Source organism: Streptomyces sp. WM6372 (assembly GCF_001279655.1).
Taxonomy (GTDB): domain Bacteria; phylum Actinomycetota; class Actinomycetes; order Streptomycetales; family Streptomycetaceae; genus Streptomyces.
Genome location: NZ_LGDB01000082.1, coordinates 44,779 through 62,610 on the forward strand (window position 1 = coordinate 44,779; position 17,832 = coordinate 62,610).

Below are 17,832 nucleotides of genomic sequence, written 5' to 3' on the forward strand. Positions count from 1 at the left end.
ACCGGACCTGACGGCAAAGGGGTCGGATCAGGCTGGTGGAGGCGGGGAGTCGGCGGCGGCGTGCGACCCTTCATCCATGGATGTGATCTTTGCCGAGGACGAGGGCGCCGTACGCCGCTGCTGGCCCGTCTTCTCCCAGCTGCGGCCCCACTTGGACGAGGACGGGTTCGCCGAGCGCTGGCGGAAGCAGACCGCGGAGGGCTACCGGATCGTCTACCTGGAGGAGGACGGCGAGGTGTGCGTCGTCGCGGGCTTCCGCGTCATGCACACGATGATCTCGGGCCGCATCCTGTACCTGGACGACCTCGTCGCCGACCAGGCCGTCCGCGGCCGCGGCCTCGGCAGCCGGATGCTCACCGCCCTGAAGGCCATCGCAACGGACGAGGGGTGCGAGGAGTTCCACCTCGACACGGGCCACCAGCGCCACGCCGCGCACCGGACCTACCTGCGCAACGGCTTCCGGATCGACGCCCATCACGTCTCCATGAACCTGCGCTGACCGCCGCCCCCGACCTGCCACACCCTGCCCGGGCCCTCTGGCCCGGGCACAGGTGCGCCCGTACCCTCTGCCCCATGATCGATTCACGTACCCATGTCCGCGTCGCCCGCCCCTCCCTCGACCTGAAGGCCGCCGAGCGCTTCTACGTCGACGGGCTCGGCCTGGAAGTGCAGTGGCGCAGTACCGGGCGCACGTCCGGCGCGCACGACCTGCTCATGGTCGGGCCGGCCGCGGGCGGATGGCACTTCGAGCTCACCCACGACCCCGAGAACCCGATGGTGCCCGCCCCCACCGTGGACGACCTCTTCGTCGTCTACCTGGGCGAGCCGCCCGACGAGGAGTTCGTCCGCAAGCTCGTCGAGCACGGCGGCACGCGCGTCCCCGCGCACAACCCCTACTGGGACGAGTACGGGGTCACCGTCGCCGACCCGGACGGCTACCGCCTGGTGCTCTGCTCCCGCACCTGGCCCTGACGCGGCCGCGGGGGTGTCCCCGGGATCCCGGGGATCCCCGCGACGTGACGTTCTCTTCCCCGTGCTCTCCGGCCATGACCGGTTTTGTATGCACCATGTCTGCCATGACGACGAACGACGATGCCACGGCCTGGCAGGGCGGCAGCCTCGACCTGGATGCGTACCTCCGGCGTACCGGCTATGACGGAGAGCTCGTGCCCACCCTCGACGTTCTGCGGGCGCTGACGCGTGCGCACATCACCTCGATACCCTTCGAGACCGTCGAGATCGTGCTCGGCCGGCCGATCTCCCTCGAACTACAGGACCTCCAGGACAAGTTGGTCCACGGTCGCCGCGGCGGCTACTGCTACGAGCACACCGTGCTGCTCGCGGCGGTGCTGGAACGCGTCGGCTTCCGGGTGACCGGGCTCGCCTCGCGGGTCCGCATCGGTTCCGAGGGAGCGGTCCGTGCGGCGACGCACGCCATGCTGCGCGTGGAGACGGGCGAGACCCCCGAGACCGGCAAGGTGTGGGTGTGCGACCCCGGTTTCGGCCGCAACCCCATCGAGCCCATCGAACTGGCGGACGGCGCGGAGACCTCGTTCAGCGGCTGGGGCTTCCGGCTGGAGGGGTCGACCACCGAGACCGGTGACCGGCTGTACGCGATGCGGACGCGGGGCGCCGACGGCTGGTACGACCTGCACGCCTTCACCCTCGACCAGCGGTATCCGCAGGACTGGGTCGTGGCCAACCACTTCCTGTCCACGCATGCGCGTTCGCCGTTCGCGGGCCGGCTCCTGGTCCAGCAGATGCGCGAGCGGGAGCACGTCTTCCTCGACGGCAGCGTCCTCACCCGGACCCAGCCCGACGGCACGGCCACCGCGCAGACCTACACCCCGGAGGAGATCCCGGCCCTCCTGCGCGACCTGTTCGGCATGGAGGTGCCGGAGTCCGACCGCGACGAGCTCATCGCCCGCGTGTACGTGGCCCGTCAGGCCGTCGCGATGTACCCGACGACCGTGCAACCGTCGACGCTGCCCCTCCAGCAGCCGCGGGCGCACCGCGCCGGACGCCGCAGGACGGCGCCGGTCAGCTGAGCCCCGGGGCCCGTCCGGCCGGCCCTTCGGGGTCCCGGGCGGGCCGCTGCCTCTGGTGCGCACCGGGTTCGGGCCAGGTGCGGCGGATCTGGGCGTCGGTCATCGCCGAGGTGTGCGCTGCCGGTGCCCGGTCCAGGCCGAAGCCGATCAGCAGGGCCTCGGCGTAGCGGCGCCAGGCTTCGGGGTCGATGTCGTGGGTCCGGTCGCCGACGGCGCCGATCATGTGCAGGAAGGCGTACACGTCGGCGCCGGTGACCAGCGCCTGTACGTCGGGGAAGCGCCGGTACACCGTCCCGACTCCGATGCCTGCCTCGCGGGCGATCTCGTTGAGCGTGACGGCGGCCCCGCGCCGCGCGAACATGCGGTCGGTGCGGTCCGCGGCGGGACGCCGGATCACGGGACCAGGACCACCTTTCCGGCGACCGTGCCCGACTCGGCCAGGCGCATCGCCTCGGCGGCGCGGGCCAGCGGGATCTCGGCGGCGACCTTGGCCGTGATCTCACCGCGCTGAAGGGCCGTGAACACCTGGGTCAGGTCGGAGCGCAGGCGCGCCCGGAAGCGGTTCTTGGCGTACGCCCGACCGGCCCACACGTTGAAGAAGTACGCCCGGCGGCCGTTGGGCAGCGCGTTCCACAGCCACACCCGGCCCAGCAGCTTGAGTACCGGCCACGAGCCGGAGCCCTGGTCGTCGCGGGTGGCGGCGGTGCCGTACGAGACGAGGGTGCCGCCGGGGGCCAGCAGCTGCCAGGAATCGACGATGCCCTCGCCGCCGACGTGGTCGAAGACCGCGTCCACCCCGCCGGGCACGAGGGCCCGTACCCGTGCGGAGACGTTGCCCGAGCGGTAGTCGATGGGGGTCACCCCGAGGGCGCGCAGTCCGTCGTGGTGGCGGGTGGAGGCGGTGCCGATCACCGCGGCCCCCGCGGCGAGCGCCAGCTGGACCAGGATCGAGCCGACGCCGCCGTTGGCGCCGTGGACCAGGACGGTCTGGCCGGCGCGCACCCGCGCCTTGCGGTGGAGCATCTGCCAGGCGGTGATGCCGTTGACGACAGCCGTCTCGGCGTCCACCGCGCCGACCCCGTCGGGTACCTCCACCACGTCGGCGGCGTCGAGCGCGATGTGGCTCGCCCAGCCTCCGGTCTTCGTCAGGGCGGCCACCCGCCGGCCGAGCAGGTCCGAGCCGACACCCCCGCCCACGGCCAGCACCGTGCCGACCAGGTCGTAGCCGGGGACGAAGGGGAACGGGGGCTGGTCGTAGTACCGACCGCGGCGCATCTGCTGCTCGGCGAAGGAGACTCCGGTCGCCTCCATCGCGACGACCACCTGTCCGGCCGCGGGCGCCGGAACCGGGCCCCGGTGCAGCTGCAGGCCCTCGGGCTCGACCTTGCCCGGCAGAACGATCTCCACGCGCTCGACGGTGTTCACCATGACCTCCAGAGGGGGTTGTTGTCCTGGCCTTGCTGTTTTTGCTTCTCGTGTTCGTTAGAAGCTGTAACCAGAATGAGCGGGTGTATTGGAGATGTCAAGCGAGTTGCTCATCCGATCGTGAGGGGACCTGCCGATAGTGATAGCTTCTAACTCATCAGTGACGTGGCGCGATGAGAGGTGGCGGGCATGGGCACGACCGGACGTACGGAATCCCCACGCGAGCGGTACCGGCAGCAGGTGCGCGAGGAGGTCAAGGAGAAGGCCTGGCAGCAGATCGCCGGATCCGGGGCCTCCGCGCTGTCCCTCAACGCCATCGCGAAGCAGATGGGCATGAGCGGACCGGCGCTGTACCGGTACTTCGCCAACCGCGACGAGCTGATCACCGAGCTGATCCGGGACGCGTACCGCAGCCTCGCCGACGCCTTCGCCGCAGCCGGTGACGGCGGTGACGGCGACACCGACGGGGGAGCGGGCCGGCCCGGCCTCGCCGCACTGGCGAAGGTGCTGCGCCGCTGGGCCCTGGAGGACCCCCACCGCTACTTCCTCGTCTACGGCACCCCGGTACCCGGCTACCACGCGCCGCAGGACACCACCGCGATCACCGCCGAGATGATGTCCGTCCTGCTCGACGCCTGTGTGGCCGCCGAACGGGGGGAGGGGGACGGGGACTTCGAGCAGCACCTGGCCGGCCACCGGGAGTGGGCTGGCGGCCACCCCGACGCCCCGCCCTCCGCCCTGCGCCTGGCGCTGGCTTTCTGGAGCCGCCTGCACGGCGTGCTCTCCCTGGAACTGGCGGGCCACTTCACGGGCATGGGCCTGGACCCCGCCCGCCTCTACGCGGCCGAAGTGGACGCCCTGACGCCCTGACGCCTGACACCTTGACGCCCTGACCACCGGCTGAGCGCGGGCCGGGCCTCCTGATCCGAGAGACAGGGCCCAGCCCTACCCGAGCCGCGCTCGCGTGTCATTCCGGAATGTTCCGGATCCCCTGGTCCCGGGCCGTTGCTACGTTCCCGTACGTCCCGGCTCGACGACCCAGGGGGAGGAACGTCACGTGGTTCTCGGTCTTTCGCGACGCGCGTTGGGGCTGGTCCTGGCGGCGGCGGCCGCCGTACTGCCGCCGCTCGTGGCCCCGTCCACGGCTGCTGCCCGGGCCGCCGGCTTCGCCGCCTCGTGCCCGAATTCCGGTTGGATCATCCAGCACTACAGCCAAGAGCACAACGGCATAGACATCGCGAGCGACTACGGCACTCCGATCTATGCCGTGGGCGACGGAGAGGTGCTCAACTCGGGTCCCGCAGACGGCTACGGCCAGTGGATCCGCATCCTGCACGGCGACGGGACGATATCCGAGTACGGGCACATGCAGCGGCGGGACGTCGCCACCGGTGACCATGTCACGGCCGGGCAGCAGATCGCGCTCGTGGGCAGCGAAGGCCAGTCCGAGGGGCCCCACCTCCACCTGCGGATCTGGGGCGACCCGAACGCGAGCGTCCGCACCGACCCCGAGCCGTACCTCGCGGAACGCGGGGTGACCTTCCCCTGCGTGCCGGGCCAGGGCCCCGGCCCCGGACCCGCGCCGGTGGTGCACCCGGTGGAGTCGGGCCGGGTGGTGTCGGCGCGGTCGGCCGACGGCCGGCTGGAGGTGTTCGCGGCGGCCGCCGACGGCGTGCACCACGCCTGGCAGACCGCCGCCAACGGCGGCTGGTCCGCCTGGGAAGCCCTGGGCGGCCCCGGCAACGCCGAACTGGCCATCGCTCCCAACGCGGACGGCCGGCTCGAACTGCTCGCCGTCAACGGCACCACCTTCCAGCATCGCTACCAGACCGCGCCCTCCGCCGGGTGGTCGGGCTGGGAGACGTTCGGCGGCGGCGGCCGTGACATCGCCGCCGGTACCAACGCCGACGGGCGGATCGAGGTGTTCGCGTCCGGCCCGGTCGGGATCTTCCACCGGTACCAGACGGCGGCCGGCGGTGGCTGGTCCGAGTGGGAGCCCGCCGGTGGCGGTCCGGCGCAGGGCCGGATCGAGATGGAGAAGTCCCCGGACGGCCGGCTGGAGGTGTTCGCGATCAACGGGGACACCTTCCAGCACCAGTACCAGACCGCCGTCAACGGCGGCTGGTCCTCCTGGGAGGACTTCGGCGGCGGCGGACGCGATCTCACCGTCGACCACAACGCCGACGGGCGGCTGGAGGTCTTCGCCTCCGGTCCCGTGGGCGTCTTCCACAAGTACCAGACCAGCCACACCGGTTGGTCCGGGTGGGAGCCCTCCGGCGGGCCCGCCGACGCGCAGCTGACGAGTGAACGCACCGCCGACGGCCGGGTCGAGGTCTTCGCCATCAACAACACGGTGGCCATGCAGACCTGGCAGACGGGCCTCAACGCCCCGTACAGCCAGTGGGCCGAGTTCGGCGGCGGCGGGACCGAAGTCACCGCCGCCACCAATGCCGACGGGCGCATCGAGGTCTTCGGTACGAGTGGCTCCGGCGTGTTCCACAAGTGGCAGACCGGATTCTCCACCTGGTCCGCATGGGCGTGGGTGACCGGCACCGCCGGCCCCGCCGTCAACTGACCCGACCTCGCCGCCGCCCTGCATCCAGCACGCCCGAAGGGGGAAGCAGTTGTCCAGGACCCAGCGCTCCTTACCCACCGGTACGACGCCGTCGCCGCGCCGCCGCACCGTCCGCCGCCTGGCCGCACCGGCGCTGGCCGTGCTGCTCGGAGCGGCGGGACCGGTCGCCGGGGCCTCGCCCGCCTCCGCCGCGTCGAGCGACTTGTGCGCGCAGACCGGCTACAACGCGGGATTCCGCGGCGACGGCCTGGTCACCGCCGTCGCCGTCGCCCTCGCGGAGTCCAGCTGCAACCCGTCGGCGACCAACGTCCAGAACAACACGCCCCCGTCCAGGGACCGCGGCCTCTGGCAGATCAACGACTACTGGCACCCCGAGGTCGATGACACCTGCGCCTACGACGCCCAGTGCAACGCGAACGCCGCCTTCAAGATCTCCGCCGGGGGCACGAACTGGGAGCCCTGGTCCACGTACAACGCGGGCGTGCACTGGCGGCACATGGACGAGGCCCGGGCCGCGGTGGACCGGCTCGGCCACCACGAACCCGGACCGGGCCCGCTGACCTATCCGGCCGAGTCGGGCCGGGTGGTGTCGGCCCGGTCGGCGGACGGCCGGCTGGAGGTCTTCGCGGCCGGGGCCGACGGCATCCACCACGCCTGGCAGAACACGGTCAACGGCTCGTGGTCCGAATGGGAAGCCCTCGGCGGCCCGGGCGGCGCGCAGCTGGCGATCGGCCCCAATGCCGACGGCCGGCTGGAGTTGTTCGCCATCAACGACACCACCTTCTACCACCGCTACCAGCTCCAGCCCTCGGGCGGCTGGTCCGGCTGGGAGTCCTTCGGCGGGGGCGGCAAGGACATCGCGGTCGGCGCGAACGGCGACGGGCGTCTGGAGGTGTTCGCCTCCGGTCCGGTCGGGGTGTTCCACAGGTACCAGGCCGCGCCGAACGGCGGCTGGTCGGAGTGGGAGCCCGCCGGCGGCGGTCCGGCCAACAGCCGGATCGAGATGGAGAAGTCCCTCGACGGGCGTCTGGAAGTCTTCGCCCTGAACGGCGACACCTTCCAGCACCTGTACCAGACGGCGGTCAGCGGCGGCTGGTCGGCCTGGGAGGACTTCGGCGGCGGCGGCCGGGACCTCACCGTGGACCACAACCAGGACGGCCGCCTGGAGGTATTGGCCTCCGGATCCGTCGGCGTCTTCCACAAGTACCAGACGAATCCCACCAGTTGGTCGGAGTGGGAGCCCGCCGGGGGACCGGCCGACGCGCAGCTCACCAGCGAACGCGCGCCCGACGGCCGGGTCGAGGTCTTCGCCATCAACAACAGCGTGGCCAAGCAGGCCTGGCAGACCGGAGTCAACGCCCCGTTCAGCCAGTGGGCCGAGTTCGGCGGCGGCGGGACCGAGATCACCGCGGCCACCAATGCCGACGGGCGCATCGAGGTCTTCGGTACGAGTGGCGCCGGCGTGTTCCACAAGTGGCAGACCGGATTCTCCACCTGGTCCGAATGGACGTGGGTCGGCAACTCCGCCGGGCCCGGCGTCAGCTGATACGGGAGGAGTGGGGTCCGTGCAACCGATCAGCAGGCGCGACCTGTTGCGGGGCGCCGTCGCCGGGACGGGCGTGCTCGCGCTGCCCGCCCTCGCCCGCGCCGCCACCGCCGCGGACACCCCGCCGCACCGCTGGATCGGGGCCGGGCAGTTCACCCACGTCCACGATCCGTCCCTCCCCGGCCGCCGGCGCTACCTCAACGACCACACGCTGATCAAGGCGGCCGGGCGGTGGCACCTGTTCGGCATCGTCGGCGACAGCGCACCGCCCGGTGAGTCCCCGGACAGCGCGGCCGAGGTCGCGTTCGCCCACGCCTCCGCCCCGGATCCGTACGGGCCGTGGACCACGCACGCCGACGCGCTGACCGTCGACCGGTCCTACTTCGGCGAGGAGCACCTGTGGGCCCCGTACGTCGTGGAGGCGGGCGGCACGTTCTGGATGTTCTACGCCGCCGGCGGCCGCAGCGGCGCCGCGATCAACCTCGCGACCTCCACCGACCTGTTCACCTGGACCCGCGTCCCCTCCGGCCCCCTCTTCCGGGGGCCGGCGGCGCGCGATCCGATGGTGACGCGGATCGCCGGCGAGTGGGTCATGTACTACACCGAGCTGTCCGCCCCGCCCGGCCGGCACATCGTGGCCGTACGGCGCTCCGCCGACCTCCTGCACTGGAGCGCACCGGAGACCGCCTTCACCGACGCGAGCACCGACGCGACGCCATCGGTCACCGAGTCGCCGTGCGTGGTCGAACGGGACGGCTGGTACCACCTGTTCATCGGCCCGCGGGGCGGCTACGAGGGTACGGACGTGTTCGTCTCCCGGGACCCGTTCCGCTTCGGCCTCGACGGCCACGCGGGCCATGTCCCCGGCCACGCCGTCGAGGTGGTCTCCGACGGACAGGACTGGTACGCGAGCGCCGCGGGCTGGTTCCGCCAAGGCCTGTACGTGGCACCCCTGCTCTGGCGGGACGACGCACCGCCGCCCTGGCAGAGCATGGACAACCCGGTCGCCGGCCTCGACGTGGACGGCCGGCTGACGGTGTTCGCGCTCGATGCCGGTGACCGGTCGATGCTGCGGCGCGTCCAGCTCGACCCGCAGTCCGACACGTGGTCGGAGTGGGAGTCCTTCGGCGGGCCGGCCGGGGCGGTCCCCACCCTCGGCCGCAACGTCAACGGCCGCCTGGAGGTCTTCTCCCTCGCCCCGGGCGCGGTCAACCTGCACCACCGGGTGCAGCGGCCCGACGGCGGCTGGTACGCCTGGGAGGAGTTCGGCGGGCCGGCGGGAGCCGCCCCGTCGGTCGCCCGGGGCGCCGACGGCCGGCTGGAGGCCTTCGCTCCGGCCCCCGGCGGAGCCTCCCTCGCACGGCGCCGGCAGTCGTCGCCCGGCTCGCTGGGCTGGGACGCGTGGGACGGGGAGTTCGGCGCTCCGGTCGGCGCGCCCCCGGCCGTCGCCGCCAACGCCGACGGCCGGCTGGAGGTGTTCGCCCTCGCGCCGGGCGGCTCCGCGATCCACCACCGCTGGCAGACGGCCCCCGGCGGCGCCTGGGCCGCGGGATGGCAGGCGTTCGGTACCGCGGCAGGCGGGGCCCCGCGCGCCGCGCGGGACGGTACGGGCAGACTCACCGTCGCCGCCATCGCCCCGTCCGGCCTGGCCACCTTCCACCGGCGGCAGACCGTACCCAGCGGCGGCTGGGGCGACTGGCAGCACCTGTTCGGCTGGTCGGCCGCGGCACCGCTGCTCGCGCCCAGCGCCGACGGCCGGCTGGAGGCCTTCGCCCTGTCGCCCGGCGGGGCCCCGCTCGGTCACCGCTGGTACGCCGACCCCGGCGGGACCTGGGCCGCCGCCGAGGAATTCGGGGAGCCCGGAGTGCCGCTCGCCGCCACGCCCACGGCCGCGGCCGACGCCACGGGCCGGCTCCACGTCTTCGCCGTCACCGCCGATGGCCGGATCCGCACCCGCGTCCAGGACCGGCCCAGCGGCGGCTGGAGACCGTGGAACTCCTTCGGGGAACGCCTGGTCGCGCCGCTCCCGACAGGCACTCCCGGGTACTGAGGCCGCGCTCGCGGGGGTCCCGGAAATGGCCGGTGAACCCCCCTGTGGTCAGGCTTCCAACCGGTAACGTTCCCTGTACGACGTCTTGTCGGCACGTCGTACAGGGGGAGTGGTGAGCGGCATAGTCGTCCATCTGCCGCAGGGGAGCGGCGGCGCCGACGGGGAGCCGGGCGGTGGCGCGGTGACGTTACGGCTCGGGCCGGGCGAGGTCGCGCGGTTCGGGCGCGGTTCCTCGGCGACCCCGGTCGAACTGCGGCTCGCCGACGAGGCGATCTCCCGGCTGGCCGGTGAGATCCGGGTCACCGACGACCACTGGCAGCTGACCAACCACAGCACCACCCAGAGCTATGTCGTGGAGAACCCGGAGGGAGCCGGCGAGTACCTGCGGGTGTCGCCGCGCCGGGCCGGGGCACCCATCCCGTTCGAGTTCTCCCGGGTCGTGCTGCCCACGCGCCGCGGCACCACCGTCTCCTTCCAGGTGTTCGCGCCCGACCACGTCTACCTGGACCCGCCCGGTGCGGGAGGCTCCTGGGCGAGCCGCACCGTCACGGCGTACTCCCTGGACGAGACGGCCACCTACTTCCTGGTGCTCGTCGCCCTCTGCGAACCCTGGCTGCGCGACCAGTCGCCGGTCGCGGTGCCCACCACCCCGCAGGTCGTCGAGCGGCTGCGGGGCCATGCCACCGGCGGCAGGCTGACGGCGCGCGCGGTCAGCTCGCACATCGACTACCTGGCCGACGAGAAGCTGCGGATCGGCCTCGCGGCAGCCGCACCCGATCCCGGTGCGGGCGGCGGTACGAGTGGCGCGGACCGCCGCAACGGCAAGCGGGACGCGGTCGTCGGGCTCGCCCTGCGGTTCGGCATCGTACGGGAGGAGCACCTCGCACTGCTGCCGCCCCGGGCCGAAGCGGGCGCGCGGGGGCGGTAGGCGACGTGATGCGGGTGCAGGGTCCGGGCGGTCCGGGCGCCTCGTGGGACAGCAGCCACACCGAACTGCTGCCCGCGGGCCACCGGGTGGGCGACTGGGTGGTCACCGAGCCGATCGGGGCCGGGGGCTGGGCCACCGTGTACGCGGGCCGGCCGGCCGGCGGGCGCGCGGAGCGCGCGGCCGCGCGGGGGAGGGACGCGGCGGTCCCGGAGCCCGCCGAGGTCGCCCTCAAGATCATGCCCACCTCCGGACTCGCACCGCGCCAGGCCCGCAGCGTGGCCGAGGCGGCCCGGCGCGAGGTCGAGATCGGGGTGCGGGCAGGGCATCCGCGGCTCATCCGGCTGCTGGACAGCACCGTCCTCAGCGCACCGGACCACCCGGCGCTGGACGGGGCGATCGTCCTGGTCATGGAACGGGCGAAGGGCAGCCTGCGCGATCTGCTCGGCGCCGGGACGACCGAGGCCGAAGGCGGCCGGCTGATCGCCGGGATCTGCGAGGGGCTGGCCCATCTGCACCGCGCCGGCTGGGTGCACGCCGACCTCAAGCCCGAGAACGTCCTCATCGGCGAGGACGGTTCGGTCAAGCTCTCGGACTTCGGGCTCGCCGCCGAGCTGACCACCGGTACGCACGGGCACGGGCCCCCGATGGGCACCTTCGACTACCTCCCGCCCGAGCGCTGGAGGGCCCCGCTGGGGGAGCTGGGCGTGGAGATCCGTCCGAGCGCCGACATCTGGGCCCTGGGCATCATGATCCACGAGGTGTTCGCCTCGGGCGCCCCGCTGTTCTCCGGTGCCACACCGGTGGCGAGGGGCGCCGCCGTGCAGGAGTACGCCGCCGGGCGTGCGCCCCTGCGCATGGCCAACGGTGTCCCGGAGTTCTGGCGCCTGTTGGCCACCGACTGCCTCGCCCCGACCCACGCCGAGCGCGCCGCGCACACCGCCGAGAGCCTGCTGGAGCGCATCGCGGACCGGCAGGCGGGCCGTACTGCCCCCCGGACCCGGACGGGCCGCCTTCGGCGAGCGGCGCGGACCGCCCTCCTCGCCCTCGCGGCGTGCGGCGCGGCAGGTTCCGCGATCTGGTGGTACGCGGGGCACGCCGGCCGGGAGGGGGGCGTTGCCGCGCAGGTCGGCACTGCCGAACCGCCGCTCCAGGTACGGGTGTTCAACGCCGAGAAGGCCTGCCAGGACCGGACGGACCGGGACCTGCAGTGCAGTCTGGGCCTGGCGATCGACCCCATGCGGCCGTACATCGCCGGGAACGTCGTGCCGACCCGCGTCTGGCACGCCGACGTCCTCGACGCCGACTGCCAACTGCTGCGCGGCGAAGTGGTCATCGACGAGTCGGACACGCGCTCCACGCACTGGTTCCGGGTCCGCCTGCCGAACGCCGACCCGGGCGCCATCGCCTGGCTGCCGGCCGTGCGCACGAAGGACCGGCCCCCGCTCCCGAGATGTCCGGCGCCCACGGCCGCCCGCTGACCCGGACACCCCGAACCGGTCGAGTGGCTGACAACATCCCGTACCCGGTACAGAATTGGGCAGGCTGACGGCGGGGGGCGGTCATGGGGCGGACATCGCGGGCATCACGGGTATCGCTGGCATGGTGGGTGGGGATACCCGTACTTCTGGCGGGGCTCTTCTTCTGGTGGGCCTCGTACGCCACCACGATCATCGTCTGGGAGGGTCGCAAACTCCTGTCCTGGCTGGCCGCGCCGCTGCTGCTCGTCGCCCTCCTCCTGCTGGCGGGGCTGGCGGTGAAGCTCGTCCGGCGCCGGCGGGGCGGTGGCGCGGGCGGCGGGAGCGCCGGGGTGGTCCTCGGATGGCTCGGCGCCGTCCTCGGGCTGGGCATCGGGATCTGGTGGCTGGTGTACGGGTCCTACCTCCAGGACCGGGCGTACATGCAGAACGTGCAGATCGTGAGCGAGCCGGTGCCCGAAATGGCGGCCCGCGCGCCCTACGTGGTCGGCAAGGCGCAGGCCGCCCCGCACCTCGGCGACGTCACCGGCGAGATCTCCGACATCACGTACCTGCCCGACTCGGACCGGTTCGCGACCCTCGTGGAACGGCGCGGCTGGCTCTCCGGGTACGAGGTCGGCCTGGAGCAGGACGTCCCGCTCGGCGGCAACAGCCGGAGCCAGCAGCGCTGTTCGTTCGACATCGACAAGGCCGACGCACGGATCGGCGGCTGGTTCGGCCACAACCTCGGCCGGAAGATCTCGGCACTGCAGCGCTGGGTGCGCTTCGACGCCGACGACGCGTACGTGTCCTGCTCGGGAGACACCCCGACCGTGGTCGTCCCCCTCAAGCGCCAGACCGGGCTCCTGGTGGTGACCGAACGGCCCGCCGGAGTCGCGCTCTACAACGGGCGGACCGGGAAGCTCACGATCACCACCGACACGGCCGAGGTTCCCGGCCCGTCCTATCCGCTCAGTCTCGCCGCCCGCCAGCGGGAGGGAACCGCCGCCGTCGGCAGCTTCAGCGACTGGTGGTTCGAGCGCAGCGGCTGGGACGCCTCCGAGGACGGGGCCAACGCGGGCAACGAGTCGGAGTTCACCCTCCACTACCGCGACACGAGCGGGCGCAGCGCGTACGTCACCCCCCTCACCCCGCAGGGGGAGGCCAGCTCGGTGGTCGCCGTGTCGACCGTGCCGACCCGCCACCAGGGCGGCGGACTCGCCCCGATGACCGTCCACCGGCTCGATCCGACGTGGTCGTCGCCGCAGGCGCTCGTCGCCCTGATCAAGGCCGAGTACCGGGACGTCTGTTGCTACAACGACGACCAGGTGTTCGAGGTCGTCCCGACCGGCGGCAGCACGTGGACCGCCACGGTCGGCAGCGCGCAGAACATCCGGTACCGGGTCGAGGGCCGGGGCCAGGTGGGCGGGCGCGAGGCGACCTGCCTGAAGGCCGCCGACGGAGGCCTCATCAAGTGCGCGTACGCGGCGCCCGGATCGCCGGAGGAGCAGGAACTCCAGCGCAGGGAGCAGGAGAAACAGAAACAGCAACAGGCGGGCCAGAGCCCGGGCGGCGGCGCCAAGGACCCGGGCGACCTCACCGCCTACACCCCCGAGCAACTCGCCGACCTCCAACGGCGCGTGTCGGACGAGGTCATCCGCCGGCTGAAGGGCGGCGGCTAGGCCGTGTCCCGGCCGTTTCCGGACACCCTCCAGGGGGCGTCCGCACAGTCGTGCCGGGCGCCCTCCAGGGCCGGGGCGGGGGCTTCGGGGCCCCGCCCCGGCCGGCCGGGGGTCAGGCGGCGGCCGCACCCGCGAGGGCCGGAGCTCCGGTCCCGGCGGCGGAGTCCGTGTCGGAGTCCGCGTCGGCGTCCGTGAGGAGCTCCATGAGCGAGGTGCGGGCGCGCGCGACGCGGGAGCGGACCGTGCCGATCGGGCAGCCGAGCGCGCTCGCCGCCTCGGCGTACGGGAGCCCCAGGACCTGGGTGAGGACGAAGACCTCGCGGCGCTCGGCGGGGATCGTACCCAGCAGCTCCGCGAGCGCGATTCCGTCCTCGAAGCCGGGCAGATCGCGCGGCTGGGACCGTTCGGCGGCGGTCTGCCAGTCGTCCCGGTCCGAGATCCTGGGGCGGGCCGCCTTGTGGCGGAGGCTGTCGATGACCGTGCGCCGGGCGATCGAGAGCAGCCACGTACGGGCCGAGGAGCGGCCTTCGAAGCGGTGCAGGCTGCCCAGGGCGCGCAGGAAGGTCTCCTGGGTCAGGTCGTCCGCCGCCTGCGGATCGGCGCTGAGGTAGGCCACGTAGCGCCGGACGTCGCGGTGCAGGGCGCGTACGAAGCGGTCCACCGCGTCGGGGTCGCCGTCCCGCGCGGCGAGCGCCAGCAGGGTCGTCGACTCGTCCGGGCCGCCGGTGTGGCGTGCGGGTGCCGTCTCGGCGGCGGTCGGACGGGGAAGCAGGGCAGGGGTCATCGCCTGATGTCCTTCTGGGAATCCGGAATCCGGGTCCGGCGCCGCGTGCGCACGCACGGCGTGGCGGGGCGGGCCGGTGAGCGGGCCGGTGAGGGGTACGGCCCGCCGGACGGCGAGGCCGATGACCGAGGCGCGCGGCGGAGCGGTGTCGCGCACGTCGGTGAGCCGGCTGTCAGATGACAGCGGTCCCGGGAGGCGGTCCCCGTGAGGTGATGGCGTGGACGAGCAGGAGCCCGCGCAGCGGCCGGGCGCGGAGGCCGGGACTCACGCGCGGGCGCGGCCGGCCGGCGGGCGCGGGGGGCCGCAGGGCCCACCGCAGCGGTACGAGCAGCAGACCGGCCAGGGCGCGCAGGACGCGGAACGCGCCCTGCTCCCCGTACGCGAGCCAGAGCCCGCAGAGCAGGGCGGCGAGGAGGTGCGCGGCCAGCATGCCGGTCGGTGACGTGGAGCCGGTGTCGTGACCGGCGGGCATCGGCATCGGCATGTGCATCTGCGCTTGCATCTGCACGGTCATGCCGCTGCTGTCGGCCATCGCGTGCGCGGTGTGGTGGGCGTGCCCGCCCGCACCCGGCGGCGGTGGCCGGTCCGTCGACGGGCCGACCGCGGCCTGGGCCAGGGTGAACCCGGTGTGCAGGGCGGCCTGGACGGCGACGGTCGCGGAGGTGACGGCCAGGAGGCCGCGTTCGCGATCGGAGAGGATCCACGCGACCGCTCCGGTGGCCGCCACGGCCGCTGCCGTCGCCCACCAGGGGACGGTCCTCCCCGACATGAGGAGGTGGCCGAGGGACGCGAGCAGCACGCAGATGGCCGCGAACAACGCGGCCCTGAACGCGCGGCAACATCGACCGGGAGTCATGGCGGGCTCATCGTCGCACCCCTCTGAAGACGGCCACAGAGGGGCGCCCGTAATTGGCACGACCGGACAAAACCATATGTGTCGCACGCCACAACAGGGCCCGGGAACCCTCTGGTTCACCGCTCCGACTCCTGCTCTGGATCCAAATGGAGCCCAGGGAAAGGGAGTCGGCGGTGGGGCAGCGGACGGCATCGGTGAGGACCGCCGAGGCGGCGGTGGACGGCCGGCTGACGGCGCTGCTCACGAGCGCCATGGCCTTCTCGATGCTCCAGCTGTTCCTGCTCGGCGCGTTCGGCCCGCGCCTCGTCGATGAACTGGGGGTCTCACCGGCCGTCCTCGGCCTGACGACCACGATCGGCTTCGGGACGGCGGCCGTGCTCTCGCCGGTCGGCGGCCGCATGGTGGACCGGACGGGCCCGCGCCGCTCCCTCGTCGTCCTGCTGCTGGTGTCCGCGGCCGCGCTCGCGCTGATCGGCGCAGCGCCCGGCCCGGGGTTCCTCCTCGGCGCCGTGGCGCTCGGCGGCCTGCCGCAGGCGCTCGCCAATCCGGCGACCAACAAGGCGATCCTGGCCGCCGTCCCGCCCGCCCGGCGCGGATCGGTGACCGGCATGAAGCAGTCCGGTGTCCAGCTCGGGGCGTTCGCCGCCGGGCTGCCGCTGGCGGCACTGGCCGGAGGGGTCGGCTGGCGCGGGGCCGTATGGACGGCCGCCGCCGCGGCCGCACTGGCCGCGCTCTGGGCGCAGCGCGCCCTGCCCGCCGATCCGCCGGCGAAGGCCGCGGCGCCGGGCGCATCGCTCGTCCCGCGAGGCACCATCGCCTGGCTCGCGGTCTTCTCCCTCTTCCTGGGCTGCGGAATCGCCTCGGTCAACACGTACGTGGCCCTCTTCGGCGCCCAGAAGCTCGGCATGGGGCCGACGGCGGCCGCGGCCCTGGTGGCGGTCCTCGGTGTCGCGGGCATCGCCGGCCGGGTGGGCTGGTCGAAGGCGGCCCGGCCGGGGCGCGCCGAGTGGCTGCCCGGCGCGCTGGCGGCAGGGGCCGTACTGGCCGCCTGCCTGCTGGCCGCCGCGCTGTACGCGCGGCCGCTGGTCTGGGTCGCGGTCGTCGCCGTCGGGGTCTTCGCCGTCTCCGGCAATGCCGTCTCGATGGTGCTGGTGATGCAGCGGGCCGCCCCGGGCCGGGCCGGCCAGGAGTCCGCGCTCGTCGCCGCCGGGTTCTTCGCCGGGTTCGCGGTCGGGCCGCCGCTGTTCGGACTGCTGGCACAAGCGGGCCGGTACGGGCCGGGCTGGCTGCTGGTCGCCGCGGAGTTCACCGCTGCCGCCGCCGTCGCGACGGCCTGGGCCGTACGGGAACGGCGGCGCGGCCCGCGTACGGAGGTCCCGGCGTGACCCGGGCGGACTGGGCCGGGCGGGCGCTGGCCGACGTACTCGACCGGGCCGCCGCCACCCGTAGCGAGACCGGTGACTGGTTCCCGCTGTACGCGGACCCGGACACCGGCCGCTGGACGACCACTGGCCGCGGGGCGTGGACGGGCGGGTTCTGGGCCGGGCTGCTGTGGCTGCGGGCCCGGCACACCGGGGACGCGGGCGACCGGGCGGCCGCCGCCGCGTGCACGGCGCGGCTGGCCGACTGGGCCGAGGCCGACACCGCGACGCGCGGGCTGATCCTCTGGTACGGGACGGCGCTCGCCGGCGATGACGCCGGGGCGCGGGAGCTGCGGACCCGGGCCGCCGAGGCCGCGCTGGCCGCGCTGGACCCCGAACTCGGGCTGGTGCCCTGGGGATCGGCCTTCGGCGGCCCCCGGCTGCTGGCCCGGGTCGACGGCGTACCCGGCATGGTGGCGCTGCTCGCCGCAGCGGGCCCCGAGGGCGAACGCGCCGCCGCCTCCCACCTCCACCGGCATCTCGACCTCTGCCTCGGGGCGGGCGGACGCACCGTACCGGCCTGGGAGTTCCACGCCGAGGCGGGCTGGCGGGCGTGCGACGAACCGCCCGCCGGCTGGAGCCGGGGCAGCGCCTGGCTGCTCCTGGCGGTGGCCGACGCCCTGCACCGCCCCGGGGTCGCCCGGAGCGCCCCGGACCGGCTGGAGGCGGCGGCGCGGCGGCTGGCCGACGCGTGGACGCGGCCCTGCACCCCGTTCGTACCCCTGGCGGACGAGGAGCGGCCCGCCGGCCCCCTGGACACCTCCGCCGCCGCCATCGCGGCCGTCGCACTGCTGAAACTCGCCCGACTGCCGGGCTGCCCGGCCGCGGCGCAGTACGCGTACCGGGCCGCCGCGGTCCTGGAGCGCCTGGTGGGCGAGCACCTGACCCGGGGCATGCTGCTGGACGGCTGCTACGACGCCGGGAAGGGCATCGCGGCACGCCACGAGCTGGTGTGGGGCGACTTCTTCCTGGCGCTCGGCCTGGCGGCACTGACCGGGCTGGTCGAGATCGGGGACGTCTAGGCGTTGTCCGGGCGATCACGGCCAAGGGTGACGTCATGCTC

At 73.9% G+C, this 17,832-nt stretch carries 16 protein-coding genes; 12 read left to right on the forward strand and 4 right to left on the reverse strand.

The window, feature by feature from the left end:
- Positions 1–76: 76 nt before the first annotated feature.
- From ADK52_RS08265 to ADK52_RS08275, 3 genes are all read left to right on the forward strand, one after another.
- On the forward strand, positions 77–499 hold the full coding sequence (locus ADK52_RS08265; protein ID WP_063783793.1) for a GNAT family N-acetyltransferase: 423 nt from the start codon (positions 77–79) through the stop codon (positions 497–499).
- Positions 500–573: 74 nt separating this feature from the next.
- Positions 574–972, forward strand: coding sequence for a VOC family protein (locus tag ADK52_RS08270; RefSeq protein WP_053689103.1), 399 nt, complete (start codon positions 574–576; stop codon positions 970–972).
- A 104-nt stretch (positions 973–1,076) separates the two neighbouring features.
- A complete protein-coding gene (locus tag ADK52_RS08275; RefSeq protein ID WP_063783794.1) occupies positions 1,077–2,048 on the forward strand; it encodes an arylamine N-acetyltransferase family protein in 972 nt (323 codons plus the stop codon).
- Here the strand turns inward: ADK52_RS08275 and ADK52_RS08280 are convergent.
- Complete coding sequence (locus ADK52_RS08280; RefSeq protein WP_053689104.1) at positions 2,041–2,445, reverse strand: helix-turn-helix domain-containing protein; 405 nt, start codon at positions 2,443–2,445, stop codon at positions 2,041–2,043. The genes ADK52_RS08275 and ADK52_RS08280 overlap by 8 nt on opposite strands.
- Positions 2,442–3,476: a medium chain dehydrogenase/reductase family protein gene (locus ADK52_RS08285; RefSeq protein WP_053689105.1), complete on the reverse strand. Its 1,035-nt coding sequence runs from the start codon at positions 3,474–3,476 to the stop codon at positions 2,442–2,444. Before ADK52_RS08285 ends, ADK52_RS08280 begins: the two co-directional genes overlap by 4 nt.
- A gap of 186 nt (positions 3,477–3,662) precedes the next feature.
- Here ADK52_RS08285 and ADK52_RS08290 point away from each other — a divergent pair, with 186 nt between their 5' ends.
- From ADK52_RS08290 to ADK52_RS08320, 7 genes are all read left to right on the forward strand, one after another.
- Positions 3,663–4,343 carry a TetR/AcrR family transcriptional regulator gene (locus ADK52_RS08290; RefSeq protein WP_053689106.1) on the forward strand — a complete coding sequence of 227 codons (681 nt, stop codon included), beginning with the start codon at positions 3,663–3,665 and terminating at the stop codon, positions 4,341–4,343.
- Between the two features lie 187 nt (positions 4,344–4,530).
- Positions 4,531–6,048, forward strand: coding sequence for a peptidoglycan DD-metalloendopeptidase family protein (locus ADK52_RS08295; RefSeq protein ID WP_053689107.1), 1,518 nt, complete (start codon positions 4,531–4,533; stop codon positions 6,046–6,048).
- A gap of 49 nt (positions 6,049–6,097) precedes the next feature.
- Positions 6,098–7,594 carry a hypothetical protein gene (locus ADK52_RS08300; RefSeq protein WP_234343543.1) on the forward strand — a complete coding sequence of 499 codons (1,497 nt, stop codon included), beginning with the start codon at positions 6,098–6,100 and terminating at the stop codon, positions 7,592–7,594.
- Between the two features lie 19 nt (positions 7,595–7,613).
- Positions 7,614–9,644 carry a family 43 glycosylhydrolase gene (locus ADK52_RS08305; protein ID WP_053689108.1) on the forward strand — a complete coding sequence of 677 codons (2,031 nt, stop codon included), beginning with the start codon at positions 7,614–7,616 and terminating at the stop codon, positions 9,642–9,644.
- 112 nt (positions 9,645–9,756) lie between these two features.
- Positions 9,757–10,572 carry a serine/threonine protein kinase gene (locus ADK52_RS08310; RefSeq protein ID WP_199828466.1) on the forward strand — a complete coding sequence of 272 codons (816 nt, stop codon included), beginning with the start codon at positions 9,757–9,759 and terminating at the stop codon, positions 10,570–10,572.
- Positions 10,573–10,580: 8 nt separating this feature from the next.
- A complete protein-coding gene (locus ADK52_RS08315) occupies positions 10,581–12,050 on the forward strand; it encodes a serine/threonine-protein kinase (RefSeq protein ID WP_053689110.1) in 1,470 nt (489 codons plus the stop codon).
- A 128-nt stretch (positions 12,051–12,178) separates the two neighbouring features.
- Positions 12,179–13,708, forward strand: coding sequence for a hypothetical protein (locus tag ADK52_RS08320; RefSeq protein ID WP_234343544.1), 1,530 nt, complete (start codon positions 12,179–12,181; stop codon positions 13,706–13,708).
- A gap of 112 nt (positions 13,709–13,820) precedes the next feature.
- Here the strand turns inward: ADK52_RS08320 and ADK52_RS08325 are convergent, their stop codons facing one another.
- Together ADK52_RS08325 and ADK52_RS08330 are read right to left on the reverse strand one after the other, a co-directional pair.
- Positions 13,821–14,492, reverse strand: a complete 672-nt coding sequence (locus tag ADK52_RS08325) for a sigma-70 family RNA polymerase sigma factor (protein WP_078988130.1) — start codon at positions 14,490–14,492, stop codon at positions 13,821–13,823.
- A gap of 172 nt (positions 14,493–14,664) precedes the next feature.
- On the reverse strand, positions 14,665–15,348 hold the full coding sequence (locus tag ADK52_RS08330) for a hypothetical protein (RefSeq protein WP_053689112.1): 684 nt from the start codon (positions 15,346–15,348) through the stop codon (positions 14,665–14,667).
- Between the two features lie 173 nt (positions 15,349–15,521).
- Between ADK52_RS08330 and ADK52_RS08335 the strand changes: the two genes are divergently transcribed.
- Positions 15,522–16,733 carry an MFS transporter gene (locus ADK52_RS08335; RefSeq protein ID WP_420714821.1) on the forward strand — a complete coding sequence of 404 codons (1,212 nt, stop codon included), beginning with the start codon at positions 15,522–15,524 and terminating at the stop codon, positions 16,731–16,733.
- The gene (locus tag ADK52_RS08340) at positions 16,730–17,791 is read left to right on the forward strand and encodes a sugar ABC transporter permease (protein WP_053689113.1); all 1,062 of its coding nucleotides are present in this window, start codon (positions 16,730–16,732) and stop codon (positions 17,789–17,791) included. Before ADK52_RS08335 ends, ADK52_RS08340 begins: the two co-directional genes overlap by 4 nt.
- The last annotated feature ends 41 nt before the right edge of the window (positions 17,792–17,832 follow it).